This window comes from Aeromonas dhakensis, from assembly GCF_002285935.1.
Taxonomy (GTDB): domain Bacteria; phylum Pseudomonadota; class Gammaproteobacteria; order Enterobacterales; family Aeromonadaceae; genus Aeromonas; species Aeromonas dhakensis.
Window position 1 is genome coordinate 1,867,460 of sequence record NZ_CP023141.1, and the last position, 25,543, is coordinate 1,893,002.

At 60.7% G+C, this 25,543-nt stretch carries 24 protein-coding genes and 2 tRNA genes; 19 read left to right on the top strand and 7 right to left on the bottom strand.

Translation table 11 applies throughout. From position 1 onward, the window contains the following. Positions 1-26: 26 nt before the first annotated feature. The gene (greA, locus tag CK627_RS09170; RefSeq protein ID WP_005298120.1) at positions 27-503 is read left to right on the top strand and encodes a transcription elongation factor GreA; all 477 of its coding nucleotides are present in this window, start codon (positions 27-29) and stop codon (positions 501-503) included. A 47-nt stretch (positions 504-550) separates the two neighbouring features. Here the strand turns inward: greA and CK627_RS09175 are convergent, their stop codons facing one another. Next, entirely contained in the window at positions 551-1,144 is a 594-nt protein-coding gene (locus CK627_RS09175; RefSeq protein WP_095592168.1) for a PilZ domain-containing protein, read from the bottom strand. A 105-nt stretch (positions 1,145-1,249) separates the two neighbouring features. Beyond that, on the bottom strand, positions 1,250-1,546 hold the full coding sequence (gene yhbY, locus CK627_RS09180; protein WP_005298134.1) for a ribosome assembly RNA-binding protein YhbY: 297 nt from the start codon (positions 1,544-1,546) through the stop codon (positions 1,250-1,252). Between the two features lie 97 nt (positions 1,547-1,643). On the opposite strand from yhbY, the gene rlmE reads away from it, so the two are divergent. The 16 genes from rlmE (at position 1,644) to CK627_RS09260 (ending at position 18,385) form a co-directional block, all read left to right on the top strand. Further along, entirely contained in the window at positions 1,644-2,273 is a 630-nt protein-coding gene (rlmE, locus tag CK627_RS09185; protein WP_005298136.1) for a 23S rRNA (uridine(2552)-2'-O)-methyltransferase RlmE, read from the top strand. A 45-nt stretch (positions 2,274-2,318) separates the two neighbouring features. Further along, positions 2,319-4,268 (top strand): ATP-dependent zinc metalloprotease FtsH, encoded by a 1,950-nt coding sequence (ftsH, locus tag CK627_RS09190; RefSeq protein ID WP_095592169.1) that lies wholly within the window; start codon positions 2,319-2,321, stop codon positions 4,266-4,268. Between the two features lie 62 nt (positions 4,269-4,330). Next, positions 4,331-5,176 carry a dihydropteroate synthase gene (folP, locus tag CK627_RS09195; protein WP_043170258.1) on the top strand — a complete coding sequence of 282 codons (846 nt, stop codon included), beginning with the start codon at positions 4,331-4,333 and terminating at the stop codon, positions 5,174-5,176. Positions 5,177-5,193: 17 nt separating this feature from the next. Continuing rightward, a complete protein-coding gene (gene glmM / locus CK627_RS09200; RefSeq protein ID WP_005298142.1) occupies positions 5,194-6,528 on the top strand; it encodes a phosphoglucosamine mutase in 1,335 nt (444 codons plus the stop codon). A gap of 131 nt (positions 6,529-6,659) precedes the next feature. Beyond that, a complete protein-coding gene (gene tpiA, locus CK627_RS09205) occupies positions 6,660-7,424 on the top strand; it encodes a triose-phosphate isomerase (RefSeq protein WP_095592170.1) in 765 nt (254 codons plus the stop codon). Then, entirely contained in the window at positions 7,425-7,751 is a 327-nt protein-coding gene (gene secG, locus CK627_RS09210) for a preprotein translocase subunit SecG (protein ID WP_010633113.1), read from the top strand. It begins immediately after the preceding gene. Positions 7,752-7,758: 7 nt separating this feature from the next. Then, positions 7,759-7,843, top strand: a tRNA-Leu gene (locus CK627_RS09215). Positions 7,844-7,935: 92 nt separating this feature from the next. Continuing rightward, a tRNA-Met gene (locus CK627_RS09220) sits at positions 7,936-8,012 on the top strand. Between the two features lie 166 nt (positions 8,013-8,178). Continuing rightward, positions 8,179-8,637, top strand: coding sequence for a ribosome maturation factor RimP (gene rimP / locus CK627_RS09225; protein WP_005298148.1), 459 nt, complete (start codon positions 8,179-8,181; stop codon positions 8,635-8,637). Positions 8,638-8,651: 14 nt separating this feature from the next. Beyond that, positions 8,652-10,154 (top strand): transcription termination factor NusA, encoded by a 1,503-nt coding sequence (gene nusA, locus CK627_RS09230; protein WP_005298150.1) that lies wholly within the window; start codon positions 8,652-8,654, stop codon positions 10,152-10,154. 20 nt (positions 10,155-10,174) lie between these two features. After that, entirely contained in the window at positions 10,175-12,877 is a 2,703-nt protein-coding gene (infB, locus tag CK627_RS09235) for a translation initiation factor IF-2 (protein ID WP_005298153.1), read from the top strand. A gap of 55 nt (positions 12,878-12,932) precedes the next feature. Further along, positions 12,933-13,367, top strand: a complete 435-nt coding sequence (gene rbfA, locus CK627_RS09240; protein ID WP_005298154.1) for a 30S ribosome-binding factor RbfA — start codon at positions 12,933-12,935, stop codon at positions 13,365-13,367. Between the two features lies 1 nt (position 13,368). Continuing rightward, entirely contained in the window at positions 13,369-14,319 is a 951-nt protein-coding gene (gene truB, locus CK627_RS09245) for a tRNA pseudouridine(55) synthase TruB (RefSeq protein ID WP_010633116.1), read from the top strand. 143 nt (positions 14,320-14,462) lie between these two features. Further along, a complete protein-coding gene (rpsO, locus tag CK627_RS09250; protein WP_005298162.1) occupies positions 14,463-14,732 on the top strand; it encodes a 30S ribosomal protein S15 in 270 nt (89 codons plus the stop codon). Between the two features lie 167 nt (positions 14,733-14,899). Beyond that, positions 14,900-17,038 (top strand): polyribonucleotide nucleotidyltransferase, encoded by a 2,139-nt coding sequence (gene pnp, locus CK627_RS09255; RefSeq protein WP_005298164.1) that lies wholly within the window; start codon positions 14,900-14,902, stop codon positions 17,036-17,038. Between the two features lie 129 nt (positions 17,039-17,167). Then, positions 17,168-18,385, top strand: coding sequence for an MFS transporter (locus CK627_RS09260; RefSeq protein ID WP_095592171.1), 1,218 nt, complete (start codon positions 17,168-17,170; stop codon positions 18,383-18,385). Here the strand turns inward: CK627_RS09260 and CK627_RS09265 are convergent. Both CK627_RS09265 and CK627_RS09270 read right to left on the bottom strand, forming a co-directional pair. Then, a complete protein-coding gene (locus tag CK627_RS09265) occupies positions 18,379-19,461 on the bottom strand; it encodes a protoglobin domain-containing protein (RefSeq protein WP_010633118.1) in 1,083 nt (360 codons plus the stop codon). The two genes, CK627_RS09260 and CK627_RS09265, sit on opposite strands and share 7 nt — an antisense overlap. Before the next feature lie 134 nt (positions 19,462-19,595). Beyond that, entirely contained in the window at positions 19,596-19,949 is a 354-nt protein-coding gene (locus tag CK627_RS09270; protein ID WP_005298170.1) for a DsrE/DsrF/TusD sulfur relay family protein, read from the bottom strand. A gap of 178 nt (positions 19,950-20,127) precedes the next feature. On the opposite strand from CK627_RS09270, the gene CK627_RS09275 reads away from it, so the two are divergent. Beyond that, the gene (locus CK627_RS09275) at positions 20,128-20,502 is read left to right on the top strand and encodes a DUF1090 domain-containing protein (RefSeq protein WP_095592172.1); all 375 of its coding nucleotides are present in this window, start codon (positions 20,128-20,130) and stop codon (positions 20,500-20,502) included. A gap of 67 nt (positions 20,503-20,569) precedes the next feature. On the opposite strand, the gene fumC is transcribed toward CK627_RS09275, so the two are convergent. The 3 genes from fumC to CK627_RS09290 all read right to left on the bottom strand — a co-directional run bounded on the left by fumC (position 20,570) and on the right by CK627_RS09290 (position 24,448). Beyond that, the gene (fumC, locus tag CK627_RS09280; RefSeq protein WP_095592173.1) at positions 20,570-21,964 is read right to left on the bottom strand and encodes a class II fumarate hydratase; all 1,395 of its coding nucleotides are present in this window, start codon (positions 21,962-21,964) and stop codon (positions 20,570-20,572) included. Positions 21,965-22,037: 73 nt separating this feature from the next. After that, complete coding sequence (pepE, locus tag CK627_RS09285) at positions 22,038-22,766, bottom strand: dipeptidase PepE (RefSeq protein WP_095592174.1); 729 nt, start codon at positions 22,764-22,766, stop codon at positions 22,038-22,040. Positions 22,767-23,083: 317 nt separating this feature from the next. Beyond that, positions 23,084-24,448, bottom strand: coding sequence for an endonuclease/exonuclease/phosphatase family protein (locus CK627_RS09290; RefSeq protein ID WP_167385310.1), 1,365 nt, complete (start codon positions 24,446-24,448; stop codon positions 23,084-23,086). Between the two features lie 140 nt (positions 24,449-24,588). Here CK627_RS09290 and CK627_RS09295 point away from each other — a divergent pair, with 140 nt between their 5' ends. Beyond that, positions 24,589-25,437 (top strand): patatin-like phospholipase family protein, encoded by an 849-nt coding sequence (locus CK627_RS09295; RefSeq protein WP_024941211.1) that lies wholly within the window; start codon positions 24,589-24,591, stop codon positions 25,435-25,437. The last annotated feature ends 106 nt before the right edge of the window (positions 25,438-25,543 follow it).

Below are 25,543 nucleotides of genomic sequence, written 5' to 3' on the forward strand. Positions count from 1 at the left end.
CTTTTCAAGCAACCCAGGTTTCGACTATGAATCATACTCCGATGACTGTTCGCGGCGCTGAAAAGCTGCGTGAAGAGCTCGAATATCTCAAGACCGAGCTTCGTCCGCAGATTATCGAAGCGATTGCAGATGCCCGTGAACATGGTGATCTGAAAGAAAACGCCGAATATCATGCTGCCCGCGAGCAGCAAGGCTTCTGTGAAGGCCGTATCCAGGAAATTGAGAGCAAGCTCTCCAACGCTCAGGTGATCGACGTCACCAAGATGACCAACAATGGTCGCATCATCTTCGGGGCGACCGTGACGCTGCTCAAGAGCGAGACGGAAGAAGAGGTGGTCTACCGCATCGTGGGTGACGATGAGGCGGACATCAAGCAGAACATGATCTCCGTGAATTCGCCCATTGCCCGCGCCCTGATCGGCAAGGAAGTGGACGATGTCGCCATCGTCAAGACGCCGTCCGGCGACGTGGAGTACGAGATCTTGGAAGTCGCCTACCTCTGAGGTAGCGACCAGCCAGCAACAGGGGAGCCCGGCTCCCCTGTTTGTATTCAGCGGGGCTGATAAGCCTGGGTGAAGGCGTCCTGATGGCGCTGAAACATCCATCCGCGCAGTTGTTCAAGATCCTCTCTGGCCATCTGGAAGTGCAGTGCCCAGCCCTGTATGCCGTTGCGACGGTGGATCCGCCTGACCGGCTCTGCGCTGAGGGGCAGAGGAGGGAGACCTTCGATCAGCAGGGTGCCTGCCAGCGTGGTATCCATGGCCAGCTCGGCCGGCAAGCCTTCCACCAGCAGCCCGTCCAGCGACAGGCTGTGCACCAGGTAGTCCTCTTCTCCCATCTGGAAGCGGGCCTGTTCATCCAGCCGCCAGGTGCGCGGATGAGGGTAACCCAGCTCCTTGATGACGGGGGCGGCGATGCGTGGTTCGACGAAGCCGTCATCGCCCTGAGTAAAACGCAGTGGGAAACGGAGCTGGTGTCCGGCGAAGCGGGCTTCCAGCACCAGCTGGTCGGCGCGTTGCAACAGGCCAAGCAGGGGAGTGGCGAGATAACCGCTCAGGGGTTGTCCGGCGGCCGTCTCCTGATCGTTTCCCAAGTCCCGTAGCATGGCCAGTTCATCTTCGGTGAGAATCTGATGGTGATCCATAGCGGGTTTCCACGAGTATTCATCGCAGGTTAAGGGCCTGGCGACTACTTTGGCAAGCGACTTGGGAAGAGAGAAAATGAGAGGAAAGAGCGATGCTCTTTCCTGTTACTTGCGGGGCAGTTGGATTTTCGGCTCGTTGGCCTGACGGTAGATGGTCAGCACGTGGCCGATGCTCTGTACTTTCACCGCGCCGGTTTCACGGACGATGGCATCCATAACCAGCTGTTTCATCTCACGATCTTCAGACGCAACCTTAACCTTGATCAGCTCGTGGTGGTTGAGCGCCAGATCGATCTCGGCCAGCACACCTTCGGTCAGACCGTGTTGTCCCAGCAGGACGACCGGCTTCAGACTGTGGGCAAGGCCCTTGAGGTACTGTTTCTGTTTATTGTTGAGAATCATGGCAATTTCTTCATAAGTCAGGGTTGAAAGGGGCGTATTCTACCCCCACTTAGCCCTTAATACTAATAACCCTTGTGGTTTTTTAAAGTCGACAATCATGACCCAGAAAAAACATTCCCCCAGTTCAACCCGCTGGTTAAAAGAGCATTTTGACGATCAATACGTCAAGAAAGCCCAGAAGTTGGGGCTGCGTTCCCGTGCCGTGTTCAAGATCGACGAAATCCAGGGCAAGGACAAACTGCTCAAGCCCGGCATGACGGTGGTGGACCTGGGGGCGGCCCCCGGTGGATGGTCCCAGTTTGCCATCGATCAGGTCGGTGACAAGGGCCGGGTGATCGCCTGCGATATTCTGCCGATGGATTCCATCGCCGGTGTCGATTTCCTGCAGGGAGACTTTCGGGAGGAAACTGTACTGGGTGCACTGCTTGAACGGGTCGGTCCGGACAAGGTTGACGTCGTCATGTCCGACATGGCACCCAACATGAGCGGTACCCAGCAGGTGGATCAGGCCCGTTCCATGTATCTGGTCGAACTGGCGCTGGACATGTGCAATCAGGTCCTGCGTTCCAACGGCAGTTTCGTGGTCAAGGTATTCCAGGGGGAGGGGTTTGACATCTATCTCAATGAAATCCGTAAGCTTTTCTCTGCTGTCAAGATTCGTAAACCAGACTCGTCTCGTGCCCGTTCACGAGAAGTCTACATTGTGGCTACCGGTTTTAAACTGTAGTACCCTAACCTTCATCGTTAACTGTCAGTCTGCGAGGTTACTGATTTGAGTGACATGGCGAAAAACCTAATCCTGTGGCTGGTCATCGCCGTCGTGTTGATGTCGGTGTTCAATAGCTTCAGCCCCAGCGATACCACCAGTCGCCAGCTGGACTATTCCAGCTTCGTTAAAGAAGTGACCCAAGAGCAGATCCGTGAAGTACGGATGGATGGCAAGGTCATTAATGGCGTCAAGCGCACCGGTGAACGCTTCACCACCATCATCCCGGCGCCGGATCCCCAGCTGCTCAACGACATGCTCAATCACAATGTCAAAGTAATGGGCGAGAAGCCGGAAGAGCCGTCTCTGATCACCTCTATCTTTATCTCCTGGTTCCCGATGCTGTTGCTGATCGGTGTCTGGGTCTTCTTCATGCGTCAGATGCAGGGCGGCGGTGGCAAAGGTGCCATGTCGTTTGGCAAGAGCAAGGCTCGCCTGATGAGTGAAGATCAGATCAAGACCACTTTCGCCGACGTAGCCGGTTGCGATGAGGCCAAGGAAGAGGTCAAGGAGCTGGTCGACTATCTGCGCGACCCGAGCAAATTCCAGAAACTGGGCGGCAAGATCCCGACCGGCGTACTGCTGGTAGGTCCTCCCGGTACCGGTAAGACCCTGCTGGCCAAGGCCATTGCGGGTGAGGCCAAGGTGCCTTTCTTCACCATTTCGGGTTCCGATTTCGTCGAGATGTTCGTGGGTGTGGGTGCCTCCCGGGTACGCGACATGTTCGAGCAGGCCAAGAAATCCTCCCCCTGCATCATCTTCATCGATGAGATCGACGCCGTCGGTCGCCAGCGTGGCGCCGGTCTGGGCGGTGGTCATGACGAGCGTGAGCAGACCCTGAACCAGATGCTGGTCGAGATGGACGGCTTTGAGGGCAATGAAGGCATCATCGTCATCGCCGCTACCAACCGTCCTGACGTACTGGATCCGGCACTGCTGCGTCCGGGCCGTTTCGACCGTCAGGTCGTGGTCGGTCTGCCGGATGTGCGTGGCCGCGAGCAGATCCTCAAGGTGCATATGCGCAAGGTGCCGCTGGCGGATGACGTCAACCCGGCGCTGATTGCCCGCGGTACTCCTGGTTTCTCCGGTGCCGATCTGGCCAACCTGGTCAACGAAGCCGCTCTGTTCTCTGCGCGCGAGAGCCGCCGTGTGGTGTCCATGGCCGAGTTCGAGAAGGCGAAGGACAAGATCATGATGGGCGCAGAACGTCGCTCCATGGTGATGAAAGAGTCCGAGAAGGAGATGACGGCTTATCATGAAGCGGGTCACGCCATCATTGGTCGTGTGGTACCGGATCATGACCCTGTCTACAAGGTCTCCATCATTCCGCGCGGCCGTGCGCTGGGTGTGACCATGTACCTGCCGGAGCAGGATCGCTGGAGCCACTCCAAGCAGCATCTGGAGTCCATGATCTCCAGCCTGTACGGTGGCCGTCTGGCGGAAGAGCTGATCTACGGTGCCGAGAAGGTATCGACCGGTGCATCCAACGACATCGAGCGTGCCACCGACATCGCCCGCAAGATGGTGACCCAGTGGGGCATGTCTGAGCGTCTCGGCCCCATGCTCTACGCGGAAGAAGATGGTGAGGTGTTCCTCGGCCGCAGCATGGCCAAGGCCAAGCACATGTCCGATGACACCGCCCGCATTATCGATGCCGAGGTCAAGCAGGTGATCGACCGCAACTACAACCGTGCCAAGCAGATCCTGCTGGATAACATGGACGTGCTGCACAGCATGAAAGATGCGCTGATGAAGTACGAAACCATCGATGCCAAGCAGATCGATGATCTGATGGCTCGTCGCGAAGTGCGTGCTCCCAGCAACTGGCATGACGAGCACGGCGATACCCCGCAGGGTGGTGCGACTGTGGCACCCGAGCCCAAGCCGACCGTGACCGAGGCGGAACAGGTTGCCGATGTCGATATCGACAAGGCCAACGACCTGCCTGCCAAATAAGTCGTGATGATACAAACCCCGGGCTGGCCCCGGGGTTTTTCTTTATGTCCATGGAAGTGAAGATGCAGCTAATCAGCAAGGGGCTCAGCCTCTCCCTCGAACGTCCCCACGTCATGGGGATCCTCAACGTGACGCCGGACTCCTTCTCCGACGGCGGCCATTTCAACCAGCTGGAGCGTGCGATGACCCATGCGCGCCAGATGGTGGCGGAAGGGGCAACCCTCATCGACATCGGTGGCGAGTCGACCCGTCCCGGCGCGCCCGACGTGAGCGAGCAGGAAGAGCTGGACAGGGTCCTTCCCGTGGTGGAGCACATGGTGCGTGAGCTCGACGTGATGATCTCCCTCGACACATCCAAGGCAACGGTCATGCGGGAGGGCTGCGCGGCGGGGGCCCATCTTATCAACGATGTACGAGCCCTGCTCGAACCTGGGGCGCTGGCTGCGGCGGCCGCTGCCGACGTCCCCGTGTGTCTGATGCACATGCAGGGGCAACCGAGAACCATGCAGGCCGAGCCCCATTACGATGATCTGTTGGGGGAGGTGAGAGCCTTCTTTGACGAGCGGATCGCCGCCTGTTTGACGGCCGGCATCGCTCGTGAACAGCTGCTGCTGGACCCTGGCTACGGTTTTGGCAAGACCCTTGCGCACAACTATCAGCTGCTGGCACAGCAGGAGTCATTGCTCGATTACCAGCTTCCGCTCTTGGTCGGGATGTCGCGAAAGTCTATGATAGGCAACCTGCTCGGTCGCCCGGTTGATGAACGGCTGGCCGGCAGCCTGGCCTGTGCCCTTGTCGGGATGCAGCGTGGTGCCCGGATCATCCGGGTGCACGACGTGCGAGCGACCATGGATGCTCTGCGCACCGGCTGGATGGTCATGACGGGACAAGATTTCATATCCAAATAAAAAAACGAGAACAGACAATGGCAAGAAAGTATTTTGGCACCGACGGTGTACGCGGCAAGGTGGGTGAATACCCGATCACTCCCGATTTCGTAATGAAACTGGGCTGGGCCGCGGGCAAGGTGCTCTCCAAGAAGGGTACCCGCAAGGTGCTGATCGGCAAGGATACCCGCATCTCCGGCTACATGCTGGAGTCGGCGCTGGAAGCGGGTCTTTCCGCCGCCGGTCTCAAGGCCATTCTGATGGGCCCCATGCCCACCCCGGCCGTTGCCTACCTGACCCGCACCTTCCGTGCCGAGGCAGGCATCGTCATCAGTGCTTCCCACAACCCCTATTACGACAACGGCATCAAGTTTTTCTCCGCTGATGGCACCAAGCTGCCTGACGAGGTCGAGCTGGCCATCGAAGCCGAGCTGGATCACGAACTGAAGTGCGTGGAGTCCGCCGAGCTTGGCAAGGCGCTGCGCATCGACGATGCCGCCGGTCGTTACATCGAATTCTGCAAGAGCACCTTCCCCTCCAACCTGAGTCTGGAAGGGCTGAAGATGGTGGTGGATTGCGGCCATGGTGCCACCTATCACATCGCGCCTTCCGTTTTCCGCGAGCTGGGGGCCGAGGTGATCGCCATCGGCTGCAGCCCGGATGGTCTCAACATCAATGATGGTGTCGGTTCGACCGCCCCGGAGGCACTGGCCGCCAAGGTGCTGGAGTGCAAGGCTGATCTCGGCGTTGCCTTCGATGGCGATGGCGATCGCCTGGTGATGGTGGATCACACCGGCTATATCATCGACGGTGACGAGATCCTCTACATCATCGCCCGCGATGCTCTGCGTAACGGTCGCCTCAAGGGTGGCGTTGTCGGCACCCTGATGGCCAACATGGGGCTGGAGCTGGCGTTGCAGACCCTGGGCATTCCGTTCGCCCGCGCCAAAGTGGGTGACCGCTATGTGCTGGAGATGATGAACGAGAAAGGCTGGCGCATCGGTGGCGAGAACTCCGGTCACATCATCTGCCTGGATCAGACCACCACCGGGGATGGCATCGTCGCCGCTCTGCAGGTGCTGACCGCCATCTGTACCGCGGAGATGCCGCTGGCCAAGCTGCGCTCCGGCATGAACAAGTTCCCGCAGGTGCTGGTCAACGTGCGCTTTGCCGAAGGCAAGGATCCGCTGGCGGCTGACGCCGTACAGCAGGAAGTGGCCAGGGTGGAACAGGAGCTGGCCGGTCGTGGCCGTGTGCTGCTGCGCAAGTCCGGCACTGAACCCCTGATCCGCGTGATGGTGGAGGGGGAGCACGAGCAACAGGTGCGCGATATGGCACAACGCATTGCACAACAGGTTGAATCGGCGTTTTAATGAACAAATGGGGCGGCTTTTTAGCCGCCCTGGTTGTATCTTGTTCAAACGATTCAAAAATTTAAAAATAGCGCTTGTCAGCTGACAATCCTCTGGATATTATCAGCCCCGCTTTCGCAAGGGAGTTGCCGATGGGACATCGCAAGCCGTTTGTAGCAGCCAACTGGAAGTTACACGGTAGTAGGTCGCAGTTAGAGCAGTTTGCCGGTCAATGCCTGAAAGGTATTGGTGAGCAGGTAGACGTGGTCTTGTGTCCATCCCATGTGCATCTCGACTTCACGGCCGCTCTGCTCGGTGAGCAGAGGATGATGAAGTTGGGGGCTCAGAATGTGAGCCAGCACAGACAGGGCGCTTACACGGGTGAAGTCTCGTGTCGGATGCTGGTCGAGGCAGGGTGTCGCTACGTATTGGTAGGGCACTCCGAGCGCAGGCGTCTCTTTGGTGAGACCAGTTTTATCGTCGCAGAGAAGTTTGCGGCAGCCAGGTCGGCAGGACTTGTTCCAATCCTCTGTTTGGGCGAGTCGGGTGCGGCAAGGCAGGCAAGAAGAACCTTCGAGGTGATTGCCGAAGAGCTGGATATCGTCATAGAGAAAAATGGCGCGATGGCTTTCGATAATGCTATCATCGCCTACGAGCCGATTTGGGCTGTAGGTACAGGTAAATGCGCCACACCCGAGCAGGCACAAGAGGTTCATTCCTTTATACGTGGTCGCTTGGCGGAGGATACTCCGGTCATAGGTGAGAAAGTCAGAATCATCTATGGTGGGAGCGTGACACCGGCCAATGCGAGAGAGTTGTTTGCCCAGCCCGACGTTGACGGCGGCCTGATTGGTGGAGCAAGTCTCGATGACCAGACGTTTTTAGGAATTGTTGAAGCGGCAAAGGGTGCAAGTTAAATGTACGAGATTCTTTTGGTCGTTTATCTGCTGGTATCACTGGCTCTGATTGGTCTGGTGATGATTCAGCAAGGTAAAGGGGCTGACATGGGCGCCTCCTTCGGCGCAGGGGCATCGAATACCGTATTCGGCTCCGGTGGTTCAGGCAGTTTCCTGACCCGCACAACAGCGATTTTGGCTACTCTGTTCTTTTTGATTAGCCTGGTGCTTGGCTCTATGTCCAGCAACAAGGTCAAACAGGGTAGTGAATGGGAAAATCTGCAACAGACCCAACAGGTTGAGCAGAGCAAAGCGCCAGTAAAGAAAGACACTGACGTTCCCGAGTAAGAGTTTTGCCGTGGTGGTGGAATTGGTAGACACGCTATCTTGAGGGGGTAGTGCTCTAGGGTGTGCGGGTTCGAGTCCCGCCCACGGCACCAATTAAGCAGTAAGCCTGGGTGACCAGGTGTGTTATAGCCAGTCAGTCTTGTGTGACGAGAGTGAAGTGGCTATAATCTCGCACGATTTCGGACGCGGGGTGGAGCAGCATGGTAGCTCGTCGGGCTCATAACCCGAAGGTCGTCGGTTCAAATCCGGCCCCCGCAACCAAATTTCACGCATTTCCTACGCTCAGGAAGGCGGTCGCTGCGAGGCGACAATCAGGGTAAAGCGCCAAGCCCCGATTTGACATCGGGGCTTTTTGTTATGTGCAATTTACTCTGAATCTATTTCTATCTGGGCTTTATGCCCTTTTTTTGTTTTTCGGAGGGTGACTTTGGCTACGTTGGAACAACGTTTGACCGATCTGCTCGAGGCTCCTGTCGTTGCCTTGGGTTTTGAACTGTGGGGTATCGAGTTTATCCGTGCGGGTAAACACTCCACCTTGCGCGTCTACATCGACGGCGAGCATGGCGTGAGCGTCGAGAACTGTGCAGAAGTCAGCCATCAGGTTGGCGCCATCATGGACGTCGAGGATCCCATCACCGAGGAGTATTACCTCGAGGTGTCCTCCCCGGGTCTGGATCGTCCCCTGTTCAAGGTTGCCCAGTTCGAAAAATACGTTGGCCAAGAGGCGGCGGTTTCGCTTCGGATGGCAACAAACAACCGCCGCAAGTTCAAAGGCGTAATCAAAGCCGTGCAGGGCGACATGATCACTCTGACGGTAGATGGTAAGGACGAAGTGTTGGCTTTCACCAATATCCAAAAAGCGAACATAGTGCCGAACTTTGGTTAACGAGGCTATCGGATATGAATAAAGAGATTTTGCTGGTCGTTGACGCAGTGTCCAACGAGAAGGCGGTTCCCCGCGAGAAGATTTTCCAGGCTCTGGAAACCGCACTGGCGACGGCGACCAAGAAAAAATATGAAGGCGAGATCGAAGTTCGGGTAGAGATCGATCGCAAGACCGGCGACTACGACACCTATCGCCGCTGGGTCGTCATCGCGGATCAGGCCGCCATGGAAAACCCCTACGCCGAGATCACCCTGGAAGCGGCGCAGATCGAGCAGCCGGACATCCAGATCGGTGAATATGTTGAAGATCAGATCGACTCCGTCACCTTCGACCGCATCACCACCCAGACCGCCAAGCAGGTCATCGTGCAGAAAGTGCGCGAAGCCGAGCGTTCACAAGTCGTTGACCAGTTCAAGGACAAAGAAGGCACCATCATCAGTGGCGTGGTCAAGAAGAGCAACCGCGACAACGTGATCTTGGATCTGGGCAGCAACGCCGAGGCCGTGATCTTCCGCGACGACATGCTGCCGCGCGAGACCTTCCGTCCGGGCGACCGCATCCGCGGTCTGCTCTACGCTGTGCGTCCGGAAGCCCGTGGTTCCCAGCTGTTCGTCAGCCGCTCCAGCCCGGACTTCCTGAAAGAGCTGTTCCGCATCGAAGTGCCGGAAATCGGCGAAGAGATGATCGAAATCATGGGCGCCGCCCGTGATCCGGGTTCCCGCGCCAAGATCGCGGTGAAGACCAACGATCGCCGCATCGACCCGATCGGTGCCTGTATCGGCATGCGCGGTGCCCGTGTTCAGGCGGTCTCCGCCGAGCTGAGCGGCGAGCGCGCCGACATTGTGCTGTACGATGACAACCCGGCCCAGTACGTGATCAACGCCATGGCGCCGGCCGATGTGGCCTCCATCATCGTCGATGAAGACAACCACACCATGGACATCGCCGTGGAAGCCGCCAACCTGGCTCAGGCCATCGGCCGCAACGGTCAGAACGTGCGTCTGGCCTCCCAGCTGACCGGTTGGGAACTGAACGTGATGACCGTCGAGGACATGCGTGCCAAGCACCAGGCCGAAAACGACCGCATCATGAACCTGTTCACCAGCACTCTCGACATCGATGACGATTTCGCCGGCCTGCTGATGGAAGAGGGCTTCTCCACCCTGGAAGAGATCGCCTTCGTACCGGTCAACGAGCTGCTGGCCATCGACGGTCTGGATGAAGACATGGTCGAAGAGCTGCGCAAGCGTGCCAAAGACGCCCTGACCACCAAGGCGCTGGCCAAAGAAGAATCCTTTGAAGGTGTTGAACCTTCCGAAGAACTGCTCAATCTGAACGGCCTCGGCCGTGAAATGGCGTACGCCCTGGCCGCTCGCGGCATCGGTACCCTGGAAGATTTGGCAGAGCAAGGCATCGATGACCTTGCTGATATCGAAGGGCTGACCGCCGAGAAGGCCGGTGAGCTGATTATGGCTGCTCGCAATATCTGTTGGTTCGGAGAAGAGCAGTCTAGTTAAGATCAAACGGAGGAAAATGAATGGCAGAAGTATCAGTCAAACAACTTGCCACTGACATCGACACACCGGTTGATCGTCTTCTCCAGCAGTTTGTCGATGCCGGTATCAGCAAGAGCAAGGCCGACGACATGGTCAGCGAGTCTGAGAAACAGACTCTGCTGACTCACCTGAAGAAACAGCATGGAGGTGACGAGGTCGCCGCACCTGCCCGCATGACCTTGCAACGCAAGACCAAGAGCACCATCAGTGTTCAGGGGACTGGCGGCAAGAACAAGGAAGTGCAGGTAGAAGTGCGCAAGTCTCGCACCTATGTAAGACGCTCGGCGCTGGAAGATGAACAGCGTCAGGCGGAAGCCGAGGAAAAAGCGCGTTTGGAAGCAGAAGAAAAAGCTCGTCGCGAAGCCGAAGAGAAGGCTCGTCTCGATGCTGAAGAGAAGGCTCGCCGTGAGGCTGAGCAGGCTCGTCGTGAAGCTGAGGAAAAGGCGCGGATCGAGGCACAACAAAAGGCTCGACAGGCTCAACAGCCCGCCAAAGCAGCCAGTAGCACAGCTCAGCAAGAGGCAGAAAAGATGGCCAAGCGCGAAGCAGAAGAACTGAAGCGCCAACAGGAACAAACAGCTTTGCAAAAGGCTGAAGAACTCGCCGCCAAGAAAGCCGAAGAGGCTCGCGTCATGGCGGAACAGAACGCAGCCCGCTGGGCTGAAGAAGAAGCCGCTCGTGCCAAAGAGAGCAGCGATTACCATGTGACCACCTCCAAGCACGCCCAGGCTGCTGAAGATGAACTGGATCGCAAGGAAGAGACCAGCCGCCGCACCGCTGCTGCTGCCAAGGGGCCGAAGAAGGCCGGTCGCCGCGACGACGATCGCAACGACCGCAACTCCCGTGACCCGCGCGCCCGTAAAGGCAAGCGTGGCAAGGTGGCTACCCCGAATGCGATGAAGCACGGCTTCAACAAGCCGGCTGCCGCCGTCAACCGTGACGTCATCATCGGCGAGACCATCACTGTGGCTGAGCTCGCCAACAAGATGGCCGTCAAGGGTGTTGAAGTCATCAAGGTGATGATGAAGATGGGTGCCATGGCCACCATCAACCAGGTGATCGACCAGGAGACCGCTCAGCTGGTCGCCGAGGAGATGGGTCACAAGGTGGTGCTGCGTCGTGAGAACGAGCTGGAAGAGGCGGTGCTGTCCGATCGTGACGAAACCTCCGAAGCCAAGCCGCGCGCGCCGGTCGTGACCATCATGGGTCACGTTGACCACGGTAAGACCTCGCTGCTGGACTACATCCGTAAAGCCAAGGTGGCTGCCGGTGAAGCCGGTGGCATTACCCAGCACATCGGTGCGTACCACGTACAGACCGATAGCGGCATGATCACCTTCCTGGATACCCCGGGTCACGCGGCGTTTACCTCCATGCGTGCTCGTGGTGCCAAGGCAACCGACATCGTGGTGCTGGTCGTTGCAGCAGACGACGGCGTGATGCCGCAGACCATCGAAGCCATCCAGCACGCCAAGGCTGCCGGTGTGCCGCTGGTTGTTGCGGTCAACAAGATCGACAAGCCGGAAGCGGATCCGGATCGCGTCAAGACCGAGCTGGCCCGCTACAACGTCATGTCCGAAGACTGGGGTGGTGACTGCCAGTTCGTGCACGTCTCCGCCAAGTCTGGTGAAGGCATCGACGACCTGCTGGAAGCCATTCTGATCCAGGCTGAAGTACTGGAGCTGAAAGCCGTGGTTGACGGCATGGCCAACGGCGTCGTGATCGAGTCCTTCCTCGACAAGGGCCGTGGTCCGGTTGCCACCGTGCTGGTACAGGAAGGCACCCTGCGTCAGGGCGACATCGTACTGTGCGGTCTCGAATACGGCCGTGTCCGTGCAATGCGTGACGAACTGGGTCGTGAGATCAAGGAAGCGGGTCCGTCCCTGCCGGTGGAAATCCTCGGCCTGTCCGGCGTTCCCTCTGCCGGTGACGAAGCCACCGTCGTGCGTGACGAGAAGAAGGCCCGTGAAGTGGCGCTCTATCGTCAGGGCAAGTTCCGCGAAGTCAAGCTGGCTCGCCAGCAGAAGGCCAAGCTGGAGAACATGTTCGCCAACATGACCGAAGGCGAAGTGTCCGAAGTGAACGTGGTGATCAAGGCCGACGTACAGGGTTCCGTGGAAGCGATCTGCGATGCGCTGGTCAAGCTCTCCACCGACGAAGTGAAGGTGAAGATCGTCGGTTCCGGCGTGGGTGGTATCACCGAGACCGACGCCACTCTGGCGGCCGCGTCCAGCGCCATCCTGGTGGGCTTCAACGTCCGTGCCGATGCTTCTGCTCGCAAGGTCATCGATGCCGAGAGCCTGGATCTGCGTTACTACTCCGTCATCTATGACCTGATCGACGAAGTGAAGCAGGCCATGAGCGGCATGCTGGCCCCCGAGTACCGTCAGGAAATCATCGGTCTGGCCGAAGTGCGCAGCGTCTTCAAGTCGCCGAAGTTCGGCGCCGTTGCCGGCTGTATGGTTACCGAAGGTGTGGTCAAGCGTTCCAACCGTATTCGCGTTCTGCGCGACAACGTGGTTATCTATGAAGGCGAGCTGGAATCCCTGCGTCGCTTCAAGGATGACGTCAACGAAGTCAAGAACGGCTACGAGTGTGGTATCGCGGTCAAGAACTACAACGACGTACGCGAAGGCGACCAGATCGAAGTTTACGAGACCGTTGAAATCCAACGGACTCTGTAAGCCAAGAGTCAGATTAAATAGGGGGCCGCGGCCCCCTTTTATCGCAGGATAGAATATGGCCAGAGAATTTAGCCGGACCCGTCGGGTCGGACAGCAGATCCAGCGCGAAATCGCGCTCATTCTGCAGCGCGAGGTAAAAGACCCGCGCATCGGCATGGTGACCGTTTCCGATGTGGAAGTGTCCCGTGACCTCAATTACGCCAAGGTGTATGTCACCTTCTTGCAGCTGGAAAATGATGCCGAGCGCATCAAGGAAGGGCTCAAGGCGCTGACCGAAGCCGCCGGCTACATCCGCAGCCTGCTGGGCAGCGCCATGCGCCTGCGCGTGGTGCCCGAGTTGCGCTTCTTCTATGATCAGACCCTGGTTGAGGGGATGCGCCTCTCCAACCTGGTGACCAACACCATCCGCGAAGACAAGCGTCGCATGGCCGAATCCGGTCGTGAAGAAGACGAAGCCGCGCCGGATGACACTACTGAGGATAAAGCCTGAGATGTCTCGTAGACGTCGTTTCAAGGGCCGTGACGTACACGGTATCCTGCTGCTGGACAAGCCGACCGGCCTGACCTCCAACGATGTGTTGCAGAAGGTCAAACGGATTTACAACGCCGCCAAGGCCGGTCACACCGGTGCTCTGGACCCGCTGGCAACCGGCATGCTGCCGATCTGCCTCGGCGAGGCCACCAAGTTCTCCCAGTATCTGCTGGAGGCGGACAAGCGCTATGAGGTGACCGCCAAGCTGGGCGAGCGCACCAACACCAGCGACTCCGATGGCGAGGTGGTCTCCACCCGTCCGGTGAACGTGGCCGTGGGTACCCTGATCGAGGTGCTGGACCAGTTCCGCGGCCCCATCATGCAGGTGCCGTCCATGTATTCGGCCCTCAAGCACAACGGCCGCCCGCTCTACGAATATGCCCGCGAAGGCATCGAGATCGAGCGGGAAGCCCGTCCCATCACCGTCTTCGAGCTCAAACTGCTGAGCTTTGAAGGAGATGAGGTGCGACTTGAGGTGCACTGCAGCAAGGGTACCTACATTCGCTCCCTGGTGGACGATCTGGGGGAAGTGCTGGGCTGTGGCGCCCACGTCACCCAGCTGCGCCGCACCCAGGTGGCCAGCTACCCCTATGAGCGGATGCTGACCCTGGAGCAGCTCGAGTGCATCTTCGAGCAGGCCAAGGCCGAGAGCATTCCGCCGCGCGAGCAGCTGGATCCCCTGCTGCTGCCGATGGATACCGCGGTGGCTTCCCTGCCCGAGGTGAACATGCTGGCTGCCGTGGCCGCCTATGTGAACCAGGGCCAGGCCGTGCAGGTGGCAGGCAGCCCGCAGAGCGGCCAGGTCCGCATGACGGTCGGCCCGGAGCGCGAATTCATCGGGGTTGGCGAGATCGACGACGAGGGACGCGTGGCGCCCAAGCGTCTGGTGCGCTACCACGACGAGGAGTGATCCTCCGGCGGTATCAGGTTGCTTGCCCGTTGCGCGTCTTTATCGTTGCGAAAAGGGGCGGGGACGATTATGATACCGCCCTCATTTCACGGCTGAATTAGAGATTGGCTGTGAACCTTTAAACACTCTACTGGAGTATTACCATGTCTCTAAATGCTGAGATCAAAGCTCAAATCGTTGCTGACAACGCTCGTTGCGCCAACGACACTGGCTCCCCCGAAGTGCAAGTTGCCCTGCTGACTGCCCAGATCAACCATCTGCAAGGTCACTTCAAGGAGCACTCCAAGGATCACCACGGTCGTCGCGGTCTGCTGCGCATGGTTTCCCAGCGTCGTAAGCTGCTGGACTACCTGAAGCGTAAAGACGTTCAGCGTTACGCTGCTCTGATCGCCAAGCTGGGTCTGCGTCGTTAATCGACCATCAGATTTCGCGAAAAAGGGGAACCTCCGGGTTCCCCTTTTTTATTGCGCGTCAGGCTGTTGCCGCCCTCACAGAATTTGTGTCACTGCTTACCTTTTGCATCGAATCAAGTATACTTGCACGCGAATTTAAAGCGCCAAATTGTAAAAAGGAAATTCACGTGAATCCTATTGTAAAGTCATTCCAGTACGGTCAACACACCGTCACTCTGGAAACCGGTGTGATGGCCCGTCAAGCCACTGCGGCCGTCATGGTCAGCATGGACGATACCTGCGTATTTGTGACCGTCGTTGGCAAGAAAGAGGCCGATCACGGCCGTGATTTCTTCCCGCTGACCGTCAACTACCAGGAGCGTACCTATGCTGCTGGTCGTATCCCGGGTGGTTTCTTCCGTCGTGAAGGTCGCCCGAGCGAAGGCGAGACCCTGATCTCCCGTCTGATCGACCGTCCTATTCGTCCGCTGTTCCCGGAAGGCTTCCTCAATGAGGTTCAGGTGGTTGCCACCGTCATGTCCGTGAACCCGGCCGTCTCTCCCGACATCGTTGCCATGATCGGTGCCTCCGCGGCGCTGGCCATCTCCGGTATCCCGTTCGGCGGCCCGATCGGTGCAGCCCGCGTGGGTTACATGAACGGTCAGTACGTGCTGAACCCGACTACCACCGAACTGCCCCAGAGCGATCTGGATCTGGTGGTTGCCGGTACCGCCAACGCCGTGCTGATGGTGGAATCCGAAGCGGCCATCCTCTCCGAAGAGGTGATGCTGGGTGCCGTGGTCTTTGGTCACGAGCAGATGCAGGCCGTTATCAACGCCATCAACGAATTCGCTGCCGACGTCGGCACCAAGCCGTGGAACTGGACTGCGCCTGCCGTCAACGAAGCGCTGAAAGCCAAGGTTGCCGAGCTGGCGACTGCCGAGCTGGGTGAAGCCTACCGCATCACCGAGAAGGCCGTGCGTTACGAAACCATCGGTGCCATCAAGGCTCGCGTGGTTGAACAAGTCATCGCTTCCGGCGTGGAAGAAGATGCCAAGAAGATCGGCGAAGAGTTCCACAGCCTGGAAAGCCGCATCGTCCGTGGTCGCGTCGTTCGTGGCGAGCCGCGTATCGATGGTCGCGATCCGGAAATGATCCGCGCCCTGTCCGTCGCCACCGGCGTACTGCCCCGTGCCCACGGCTCCGCCCTGTTCACCCGCGGTGAAACCCAGGCCATGGTCGTTGCGACCCTGGGTACCGAGCGTGACGCCCAGAACATCGACGAGCTGACCGGCAACCGCGCCGATCGCTTTATGCTGCACTACAACTTCCCGCCATACTGCGTCGGTGAGACCGGCATGATGGGTAGCCCGAAGCGCCGTGAAATCGGTCACGGTCGTCTGGCCAAGCGCGGCGTTGCTGCCGTGATGCCGAGCGCCGACGAGTTCCCGTACGTGGTACGCGTGGTCTCTGAAATCACCGAATCCAACGGCTCCTCCTCCATGGCCTCCGTCTGTGGTTCCTCCCTGGCGCTGATGGACGCCGGTGTGCCGATCAAGGCCTCCGTTGCCGGTATCGCCATGGGTCTGGTGAAGGAAGAAGAAGGTTTCGTCGTGCTGTCCGACATCCTGGGTGACGAAGATCACCTGGGCGACATGGACTTCAAGGTTGCCGGTACCACCGAAGGTGTGACCGCCCTGCAGATGGACATCAAGATCGAAGGCATCACCAAAGAGATCATGGAGATTGCCCTGAAGCAAGCTCGTGGTGCTCGCCTGCACATCCTGAAAGTGATGGACGAAGCCATCCAGGCTCCGCGTGCCGAGATCTCCGATTTCGCCCCGCGCATCCACACCATCAAGATCAACCCGGAGAAGATCAAGGACGTCATCGGCAAGGGTGGTTCCGTGATCCGCGCCCTGACCGAAGAGACCGGCACCAACATCGAGCTGGATGATGACGGTACCGTCCGCATCGCCGCCGTTGACGGTGACGCCGCCAAGGAAGCGATCCGCCGCATCGAGGCCATCACCGCCGAGATCGAAGTGAACCGCATCTACGAAGGCAAGGTCGTCCGTCTGGCCGACTTCGGCGCCTTCGTCAACATCCTGCCGGGCAAGGACGGTCTGGTACACATCTCCCAGATCACCGATGCTCGCGTGCAGAACGTGGCCGACTACCTGAAGATCGGTGACGTGGTGAAGGTGAAGGTACTGGAAGTGGACCGTCAGGGCCGCGTACGTCTCTCCATCAAGGAAGCGAACGCCCCGACCGAAGCTGCCGCCGCTCCGGCTGCCGTTGCCGTCGAAGAGCCGGCTGCCGAATAAGTCGCCGAGCCGTGAAAAAGCCGACCTCAGGGTCGGCTTTTTTTATATTTGTGGCCTGATGTTGTCTCTCTTGAGGCCCCTTGTTATAACGAAAGGCTTCTCGCGCGACGGGCAACAAGGAGCAGTGTGATGTCGTGGGCCCTCCTCAGGCAGTTTCCTCCCCTGGTCTGGACCGTGATCCTGGGCACCTTCATGGTGCGCACCAGCTATTACATGGTCTGGCCGTTTCTCTCCATCTTGCTCTATCGGGAGTATGGTCTCTCGGCGACCGCCATCGGCGCCATGCTGGGGGCGACCGCCGCCATCTCCACTCTGGTCAGCTTCTATGGCGGCTGGCTCTCCGACAAGCTGGGGCGGCGCAACATCCTGCTGGCGGGCTGCCTGGTCTCCGTGCTCTGCTACGGTCTGCTCGGCTTTTCCCACTCTGTGTTCTGGCTCGGACTCGGGGTGCTCGGCAGCGGCCTCTCCTCCGGTCTCATCGATGCGCCCGGCAAGGCGTTGATGGCCGACAGCCTGGCTTCGGCCAAGGCCCGCGAGCTGGCGCTGCACCTGCGTTACTTTCTGCTCAACCTGGGGGCGGCCCTCGGCCCCTTGCTGGGGGTGACCCTGGGCATCAATGCCCAGCAGCAGACCTTCCTGCTGCTCAGCGGCAGCTATCTGCTGCTGGGGGCTGCCTTCCTCTGGGGATTTACGCAAAGCAGGGTTGCGGTGACCCGTGGCAACGAGCTGGGCTTGCGGGTGGCCATCAAGGTGCTGTGGCGGGATCGGGGCTTCTTGCTGCTGGTGCTGGCCAACCTGCTGATGAACCTGGTCTATTCCCAGTTCCACTCACCGCTGGTGCAGTACCTGACCCGGGCCGGGACCCCGGAGGTGGCGAGCCTCATCGCCATCCTGGTGGCCACCAATGCCCTGACCGTGGTGCTGTTGCAGTTTCCCCTGCTGCATCTGCTGGCCCGCTGGCCGGGCAAGGTGCGCCTGCAGGTCGGCATCACCCTGTTTCTGGGGGCTCAGGTGCTGTTTGCGCTGGGGGATCCGCAGCAGTGGTCGCACTGGATCGGAGCCGTGCTGATATTGAGCGTGGGGGAGACCATACTGTTCCCGCTGCTCAACGTGCTGATCGATCAGATGTCGCCCCCGCATCTGAAGGGGAGCTACTTCGGGGCCGGCGCGCTGGCCGGGCTGGGTGGCGCCATCGGCGCCCTGCTGGGAGGCTGGATCCTTGCCCAGTGGAACGGGCAGCTGCTCTATGCGTTGATGGCGCTGCTCTGCCTGCTGACCTTCCTGCTCTATGAGTGGGGCGCCCGCATGCCGCGGCCCGAGCTGGCCCGGGCCAACCCGGGTCAGTGAGTACCTTTCTGGGCGACCTGTTTCATCGCCTTCTTGGCGGCATACATGCGCTCGTCCGCCAGCCGGATCAGGCTGTTGCCCTCGTCGAACTGCACCGGCCCGGTCTGCACCAGCCCTATGCTGAGGGTCACGTCACCGGTCCGTTCGGCCAGTGTCTTGTTGAGACGGGGCAGGAAGACGTCCCTGGCCTGATCCTCGTTGCAGTTGGGCAGGATCAGGCAGAATTCGTCCCCGCCGTAGCGGAAGCAGCTATCTTCCACCCGCGACACCTGGCGAATGCAGTCGCCGACGATGCGCAGGATCTCGTCCCCCCGCTGATGGCCCTGGGTGTCGTTGATCTGCTTGAAGTCATTGATGTCGAGGTAGGCGATGACCACAGGCTCGGAGCGACGCTGGCAGGTGCGCAGGGTGCGGGTGAGGTTCTCCTGCAGATGGCGCACGCTGAGCAGGCCGGTGAGGGCATCGGTCCGGCTCATCTCCTCCAGCTGTTGGGTGCGTTCGCGTACCTTCTCCTCCAGCGCCTTGGCGTAAAGCTCGGATTTCTCCTTGGAGGACTCTATTTCCGACACCAGGCTGCGGATATAGGTCTCAAACACCAGGGTGATGTCGAACAGGAACAGCTTGTCGAGGGCGGTGAGCATGGTGACCCGCTCCTGCTCGCTGGGGATCTGGGTGAAGATATCCTCGATGAGCAGCCCTTTCAGGGTGTTGATGGCGGCCAGGTAGAGCTTGGGTTCCACCCCGATCCGCTTGTGCACCAGCCCGATGCGCAGCCGGTTGTTGACGTACTCCAGGTCATACAGGCCGCTGAACAGGTCGAGAATGTAGCGGCGCTGGGCCGCCCGCAGCCGGGTCAGGGTGTCGGCGTCGCCGATCAGCAGGGCAATCTCGGTGATCCCGGTCTGCAGGGTGTAGAACTTGTCGACCAGGGCGTCGATGTGGGGCTCGATCTTGGGACGATAGCTGGCGAGCAGGAGGAAATCCTGCTCGTCCAGCAGCAGCAGCTCCTTGCGATGGGCGATTTCGAACTCTGTGATCCGCATCTGTTCCAGCAGCGTCTGTTCGGTTGGGTTCATGACAGTTTCCCGAGCAAAAATGAAGGCGCACACATTGTTATGTAATTGACAGTGTAGACATTAACAGCCGGGAGCAGGTTTTCAAATGGCGCAGTGTTGTGACAGATCAACTCTGCGCCCATTTTTGCCTTGTGCTAGAAGGTGAGCACCTTGTGGGCGGCCAGAGTCCATTGGGCCAGCAGCGGCAGGGTGCCGATCTCGATCCCCTCGATCAGCGGCAGTGCCGTGATGCCGCGGGCATCGGTACAGGTCTTGCAAAGGCGGATGGTGACCCCCTGGGCCAGCAGGATCTCCAGCATCTGGCGCAGGTTGTAGCCCTCGGCCGGGGCCTGGCCCGCCAGGGCGGCGCTGACCGCGTCGGACATCAGAAACAGTTTCAGGCTGGTACCGCCCTGTTCGCCCAGGGCGATGGCCAGGCGCAGGGCATTGAACAGGGATTCGCTGCCATAGGGGGCGCCGTTGGCGATGATGACAATCTCTTGATTCATAACAGACTCCTTCATGAAAGTCGCCATTGTAGACCCAGCAGCCCACCATTGGCGTGACGTCGCACAAACTCTGTCGTAGCGGTTTGCCCGCGCCTTGACCCGGCCGGCCGAGTACGGTCTGATAGGCGGCCATCAAACATGACAGGGGAACGAGGTCGTTATGTGGAAGGTTATCGGAATGAGCATGCTGCTGTTGGCCGGTCAGGCCTACGGCAGCGAGGCTGTCGGTTGCAAGGCGCGCCAGCAGGCCGTCAAGGAGCAGCTGGCCATTGCCAAGGCGCACGACAACGGGGACCAGGTGGCCGGGCTGGAGCGGGCCCTGCGCAATATCGAGACCCATTGCACCGATGCGGGCCTGTTCAAGGAGCAGCAGCAGCGGGTGGCCGAGCTCAAGGAGCAGGTCAACGAGCGGTTGGTCGAGCTGCAGAACGCCCGGGTGACGGGCAAGCCCGACAAGATCGCCATGAAGCAGGCCAAGCTGGAAGAGGCCCAGACCAAATTGCTGGCCGCCCAGCGCGAGCTGGACGCGCTCAGCAAGCTTACCAAATCCTGATTTGTCGATAAAAAGAAGCCGGCGCAGTCCGGCTTCTTTTTTATCTCGTCTCTTCCGCCAGGGTGCTTCAGCTGCCGTGCCGACCCACCATGTCGGCCGGCACCACCCAGGCATCGAACTGCTGCGCCGTGAGGTGACCGCAGGCGATGGCCGCCTCCCGCAGGCTGAGCCCCTCATGGTGGGCCCGCTTGGCGATCTCTGCCGCCTTGTCATAGCCGATATGGGGGTTGAGGGCCGTCACCAGCATCAGGGAGCGGGCCAGCAACTCGTCGATGCGGGGCCGGTTCGGGCTGATGCCGACCGCGCAGTGATCGTGGAAGCTCTGCATGCCGTCCGCCAGCAGCCGCACGCTCTGCAGGAAGTTGTGGGCGATCATCGGCCTGAACACGTTGAGCTCGAAGTTGCCGCTGGCGCCGCCGATGTTGATGGCCACGTCGTTGCCCATCACCTGGGCGCACAGCATGGTGAGCGCCTCGCACTGGGTCGGGTTGACCTTGCCGGGCATGATGGAGGAGCCGGGCTCGTTCTCCGGGATGATGAGCTCCCCGAGCCCGCTGCGGGGACCGCTCGCCAGCCAGCGCACGTCGTTGGCGATTTTCATGAGGGACGCAGCGAGGGTCTTGAGGGCGCCGTGACCATGGACCAGGGCGTCGCTGGCGGCCAGCGCCTCGAACTTGTTGGGGGCGCTCACCAGCGGCAGGCCGGTCTGCTCGGCCAGGGTGGCGGCCACCGCCTCGGCGAAGCCGGGCGGGGTGTTGAGGCCGGTGCCGACGGCGGTACCCCCCAGCGCCAGCTCGCACAAATGGGGCAGGGCGGCCCGGATATGGCGCTCCCCCTGCTCGAGCTGGGCCACCCAGCCAGAGAACTCCTGCCCCAGGGTGAGCGGGGTGGCATCCTGCAGATGGGTGCGGCCTATCTTGACGATGTCGTCGAAGGCAGCCGCCTTGCCGGCCAGGGTGGCGCTCAGGGTGGCCAGGGCGGGCAGCAGTTGCCGGGTGAGGGTGGTGACGGCGGCCAGGTTCATGGCGCTCGGGAAGACGTCGTTGCTGGACTGGCTCTTGTTCACTTCGTCGTTGGGGTGCACCAGCCGCCCCTCGCCGCGGGGGCCGCCGAGCAGCTCGCTGGCCCGGTTGGCCAGCACCTCGTTGAGGTTCATGTTGGTCTGGGTGCCGGAGCCGGTCTGCCATACCCGCAGCGGGAACTCCTCATCATGCTGGCCGCACAGGATCTCGTCGGCGGCGCTCATGATGGCCTGCGCCGTGCGGGCGGGCAGCAGCCCCTTGGCGTGGTTGACCCTGGCACAGGCCGACTTGATGCGGGCCAGCGCGTGGATCAGCGCCATCGGCTGGCGCTCGCCGGAGATATCGAAGTGCTGCAGGGAGCGCTGGGTCTGGGCTCCCCACAGCCGGTCGGCCGGTACGGCTATCTCGCCGAAGCTGTCGTGTTCACTCCTGCTCTTCATCTCGTTCTCCCTTCATTGCGAAAAAGGGGCGACATCCTGCGCCCCTGTCGAATTATCCGCCGGTCAGTGCCAATCAGCCGCGCAGGCGAAACGGCGTCAGCTCGGCCAGCGGCGCCGCCGTGCTGAACTCCTGGGTGGTCTCGGCGTGCTTGAAGATCTTGAAGCCTTCGCCGCGGGCGCTCCAGTACTCGATCTGCTCGCCACTTACCTGCAGCAGGCTCGCCTCGCGCAGGGCCACCACGTGTTCGCTCGGGTTAATGGCGCAGAACTCGGCCAGGCGCTCGTCGCGGGTCTCCCCCATGTGGCCGCTGATGCTGGCGTCCAGGTAGTGGGGGTTGATCTGCAGCGGGAACAGCCCCAGTGCCGGTAGTACGGCGGCGCTGCAGACCGGCATGTCATTGGTGGTGCGAATGCTCGGGGTCGCCACGTTGCAACCGGCGCTCCAGCCCACATAGGGCACGCCCCGCTCGCGCACGGCGCGCTGGATGGGCACCACCAGGCCGTTTTCGTGCAGCAGCTGGTTGAGGCGCCAGGTGTTGCCGCCGCTGATGAAGATGGCCTCCGCCTGCTGGATGGCGTCCACCGGATCGTCGAACTGGTGGATGCTGATGGCCTCCACTCCCAGGCTCTCGCTGAGCTCCAGGGCACGGGCATCCCAGTCGCTGCGGATCACCGCGTAGGGGATCAGCAGGATGCGCTTGACCTGTTTGCGGGCGAGCAGGGTTTGCACCCGATCCCGGGCCCAGCCGAGCAGACCCGGGCATTCGGTGGCTTTGCCGTTGCTGAGAAGAAGCAGTTCCATGAAGCGTGTCCTCGATAAGTGAAAGCGCGAAGAGGTCACCGGCCCCGGCCGGCTGACGGAAGCCCCCATTCTAGCCCGATCCGGCGCCGGGTTCTGTGATCGACTCGCCATGTACCCTGATGAGACCGTTTTTTGACCAAATAGAGGCCAGGCACTGATGGGCCTGCGACTGGGGTCATGGTGCCGAGCGGGTGGCATATGGACGCGATGAGGCTGTAGAGCAGAGGAGATCCAGGGGTCAGGGGTCTCTTTGAATTTCGTCGGCGGCCACAAAAGCACAAGGGGGCCCGCAGGCCCCCTTGGTCTGTCTGGCGTGATCAGTCGAGTTTGAAGTCGACCCACACCAGACGGTGATCCGAGCTGACTCCCTTGGCGATGCCGAGCTTGGCGTCATACACCAGGTGGTAGCCCGGCTCGAAGCTGGCCGGCCAGAACACGCCGGAGGCGACCGCGTTCAGGTTGGCGGAGGGCAGCACGTGGTCGAGCTGCAGGCCGCTGCTGCTGGTGATGCGCTCCGGGGTGGGGCGGTTGTTGTTGCGCTTGCACTGATCCGGCTGGCTGGCGAGGCACTCGGGGCCGCCCTGGCTGACCGGGATCAGGGCGCCGTTGGTGACGGCCTGATTGACCAGCACATGGTTGTGCAGATCCTGAATGGCGGTCAGGTCGCCATCACCAATCTGGGGATCGGCGTTGAGATCGCCGGCGATGACGAACTTGGCACCCGCGGGCAGGCCACCGGCTTTGCCGGCGTCATCCACCATGTAGCTGGCGGTCTCCACGTAGTCCTGCCAGAAGGCGACTTCGGCCCGGTTGTGCTTGACGTTGTGGCGCGCCGCGTTGCCGAAGATGGGCGGAGTGGGGTGGGAGATGAGGAAGTGGATCACCTCCTCCTTGTTGCCGCGCTTGATGCGCACCGGCACGTCGGCGTGGTTCTTGGACGAGAGCGGGAAGGCCTGCCAGGCGGCGTCGTCATACCAGGCATCGCCGCACTGGCGGCTGGCCGGGATCGGCGCCTTGGCATTGTTGCAGTCGTCGATGACGGGGTTCGTTTCGCCCGGCATGTCCTTCCACTTGAATTTCTGGAAGGTGCGGATCTGTTTGGTATCGATGGGGTATTGGGACATCACGGCGAAGGCGTACTGGCCGTGATAGTTGCCAAAGCCCCAGGCGTCGTCCGGCCCGTTGTTGACCTTGCCGTCCAGGTTGAGGTCATGGCCGCTCATCAGGCCGGTGTTGGTGGCGAAGTTCTGCAGCACCGGGTAGCTGATGGCCTTCACCTCGTCGTGCTGGGCGTGGGCCAGGTAGTTGTCGTTGAAGGCCTTGAGGTCCGTGGTGTCGCTGCCCTTGCCGTCATTGTCGAATTCGTTGAGCAGGAAGACGTCGGGGCGGGTGCGCTGCACTATCTCGGCGATGTTGCGGATCTGCTGCACGTCGAGGGCCTTGGTCTTCTCGGCGCCGCTCAAGGTGCCGTCGGCGAGGCGGGCCAGCAGGGCGTCCTGCTCGGTGCGGCTGAGGGCCAGTTCACCGGCGAGCATGCCGGCGGCGGTGCGATCGAAGGAGAGGTTGAAGGTAGCGAAGCGAACCATGGGGGTCGGGGTCTCGGAGTCATTATGGCTGTTACAGCCTGCCATCAATCCGAGGGAAATGGCAGCCGCGAGTAGGGACTTGCTGATATTTTTCATTGTAATATTCCGTAGCATCAATAAGTTATACTTTGCTCATGGGGAGCGAAGGCGGGCCCATTATAGGGATCCCGGTCGACAGCCGGGCTCTGAATGGGCCAAAGTGTGAGACCATTCACAGAGCAAAACGGGGAGGCGGGATGAGTCGGCGACAAACGGCCCTGGTGGTCGAGGGGGGCGCCATGCGCGGCATTTTTGCCGCCGGGGTGCTGGATGCGTTTCTGGCCAAGGGGCGCACGGCGTTCGATCACTGCATCGGGGTGTCGGCCGGGGCGGTCAATCTGGCGGCCTTTCTGGCCGGTCAGCAGGGGCGCAACCACAACGTCATCACCGACTACTCCTGCCGCCCCGAGTTCATCAACCTGGCCAAGTTCGTGCGCGGCGGCCACTGGCTCGATCTCGACTGGCTGTGGGCCATTACCATTCGCGAGTGCCGGCTCGATCTGGCGCGCTTTGCCGCCAACCCGGTGCCGCTGACCGTGGTGACCACCCGGGTAGCGGACGGCCAGGCCGCCTACCTCAAGGCCAATGCCGCCGAGCTGGAGCAGCAGATCAAGGCCTCCTGCTCGGTGCCGCTGGTCTACCGGGATTTCGTGCGCATCGACGGGGAGGCCATGACGGACGGCGGGGTGGCCGACTCCATTCCGGTGCGCCACGCCTATGAGCAGGGGGCGCGCGACATCACAGTGGTGCTCTCCCGCCCGCTGGGCTATCGCAAGCGGGCGCCGCGCCTGCCCGCCCTGCATCGCTACCTGCTGCGCGAGACGCCGGCGCTGGCTCGCGCCAGCCTGTCGCGCCATCAAAGCTACAACGATGCCATCGACTTCATCCGCCAGCCACCGGCCGATTGCCGCATCCGGGTCATAGTGCCGCCGGCGAACTTTCGGGTCGGCCGCATGACCACCGACCGGGCGCGGCTGGAGCAGGGTTACCGGATGGGCTGGCAGGCGGCCCTCGACTATCTGGCGGCGGAGCCGGTGCCGGCCTGAGGAGATTCGGTCGACCATAGGCAGCGTCGCTGGGACGAGATGCAAAGAACCGGGGCAACCCGGTTTTTTGTGTCTGCGCCATCTCTGAACCCGGCCATGGCGCATC

Bases quoted from the DNA above. Each gene is read 5' to 3' on its own strand.
- greA (WP_005298120.1), top strand. From the start codon at position 27: ATGAATCATACTCCGATGACTGTTCGCGGCGCTGAAAAGCTGCGTGAA.
- CK627_RS09175 (WP_095592168.1), bottom strand. From the start codon at position 1,144: ATGGATCACCATCAGATTCTCACCGAAGATGAACTGGCCATGCTACGG.
- yhbY (WP_005298134.1), bottom strand. From the start codon at position 1,546: ATGATTCTCAACAATAAACAGAAACAGTACCTCAAGGGCCTTGCCCAC.
- rlmE (WP_005298136.1), top strand. From the start codon at position 1,644: ATGACCCAGAAAAAACATTCCCCCAGTTCAACCCGCTGGTTAAAAGAG.
- folP (WP_043170258.1), top strand. From the start codon at position 4,331: ATGCAGCTAATCAGCAAGGGGCTCAGCCTCTCCCTCGAACGTCCCCAC.
- glmM (WP_005298142.1), top strand. From the start codon at position 5,194: ATGGCAAGAAAGTATTTTGGCACCGACGGTGTACGCGGCAAGGTGGGT.
- tpiA (WP_095592170.1), top strand. From the start codon at position 6,660: ATGGGACATCGCAAGCCGTTTGTAGCAGCCAACTGGAAGTTACACGGT.
- secG (WP_010633113.1), top strand. From the start codon at position 7,425: ATGTACGAGATTCTTTTGGTCGTTTATCTGCTGGTATCACTGGCTCTG.
- nusA (WP_005298150.1), top strand. From the start codon at position 8,652: ATGAATAAAGAGATTTTGCTGGTCGTTGACGCAGTGTCCAACGAGAAG.
- infB (WP_005298153.1), top strand. From the start codon at position 10,175: ATGGCAGAAGTATCAGTCAAACAACTTGCCACTGACATCGACACACCG.
- rbfA (WP_005298154.1), top strand. From the start codon at position 12,933: ATGGCCAGAGAATTTAGCCGGACCCGTCGGGTCGGACAGCAGATCCAG.
- truB (WP_010633116.1), top strand. From the start codon at position 13,369: ATGTCTCGTAGACGTCGTTTCAAGGGCCGTGACGTACACGGTATCCTG.
- rpsO (WP_005298162.1), top strand. From the start codon at position 14,463: ATGTCTCTAAATGCTGAGATCAAAGCTCAAATCGTTGCTGACAACGCT.
- CK627_RS09260 (WP_095592171.1), top strand. From the start codon at position 17,168: ATGTCGTGGGCCCTCCTCAGGCAGTTTCCTCCCCTGGTCTGGACCGTG.
- CK627_RS09265 (WP_010633118.1), bottom strand. From the start codon at position 19,461: ATGAACCCAACCGAACAGACGCTGCTGGAACAGATGCGGATCACAGAG.
- CK627_RS09270 (WP_005298170.1), bottom strand. From the start codon at position 19,949: ATGAATCAAGAGATTGTCATCATCGCCAACGGCGCCCCCTATGGCAGC.
- CK627_RS09275 (WP_095592172.1), top strand. From the start codon at position 20,128: ATGAGCATGCTGCTGTTGGCCGGTCAGGCCTACGGCAGCGAGGCTGTC.
- fumC (WP_095592173.1), bottom strand. From the start codon at position 21,964: ATGAAGAGCAGGAGTGAACACGACAGCTTCGGCGAGATAGCCGTACCG.
- pepE (WP_095592174.1), bottom strand. From the start codon at position 22,766: ATGGAACTGCTTCTTCTCAGCAACGGCAAAGCCACCGAATGCCCGGGT.
- CK627_RS09290 (WP_167385310.1), bottom strand. From the start codon at position 24,448: ATGAAAAATATCAGCAAGTCCCTACTCGCGGCTGCCATTTCCCTCGGA.
- CK627_RS09295 (WP_024941211.1), top strand. From the start codon at position 24,589: ATGAGTCGGCGACAAACGGCCCTGGTGGTCGAGGGGGGCGCCATGCGC.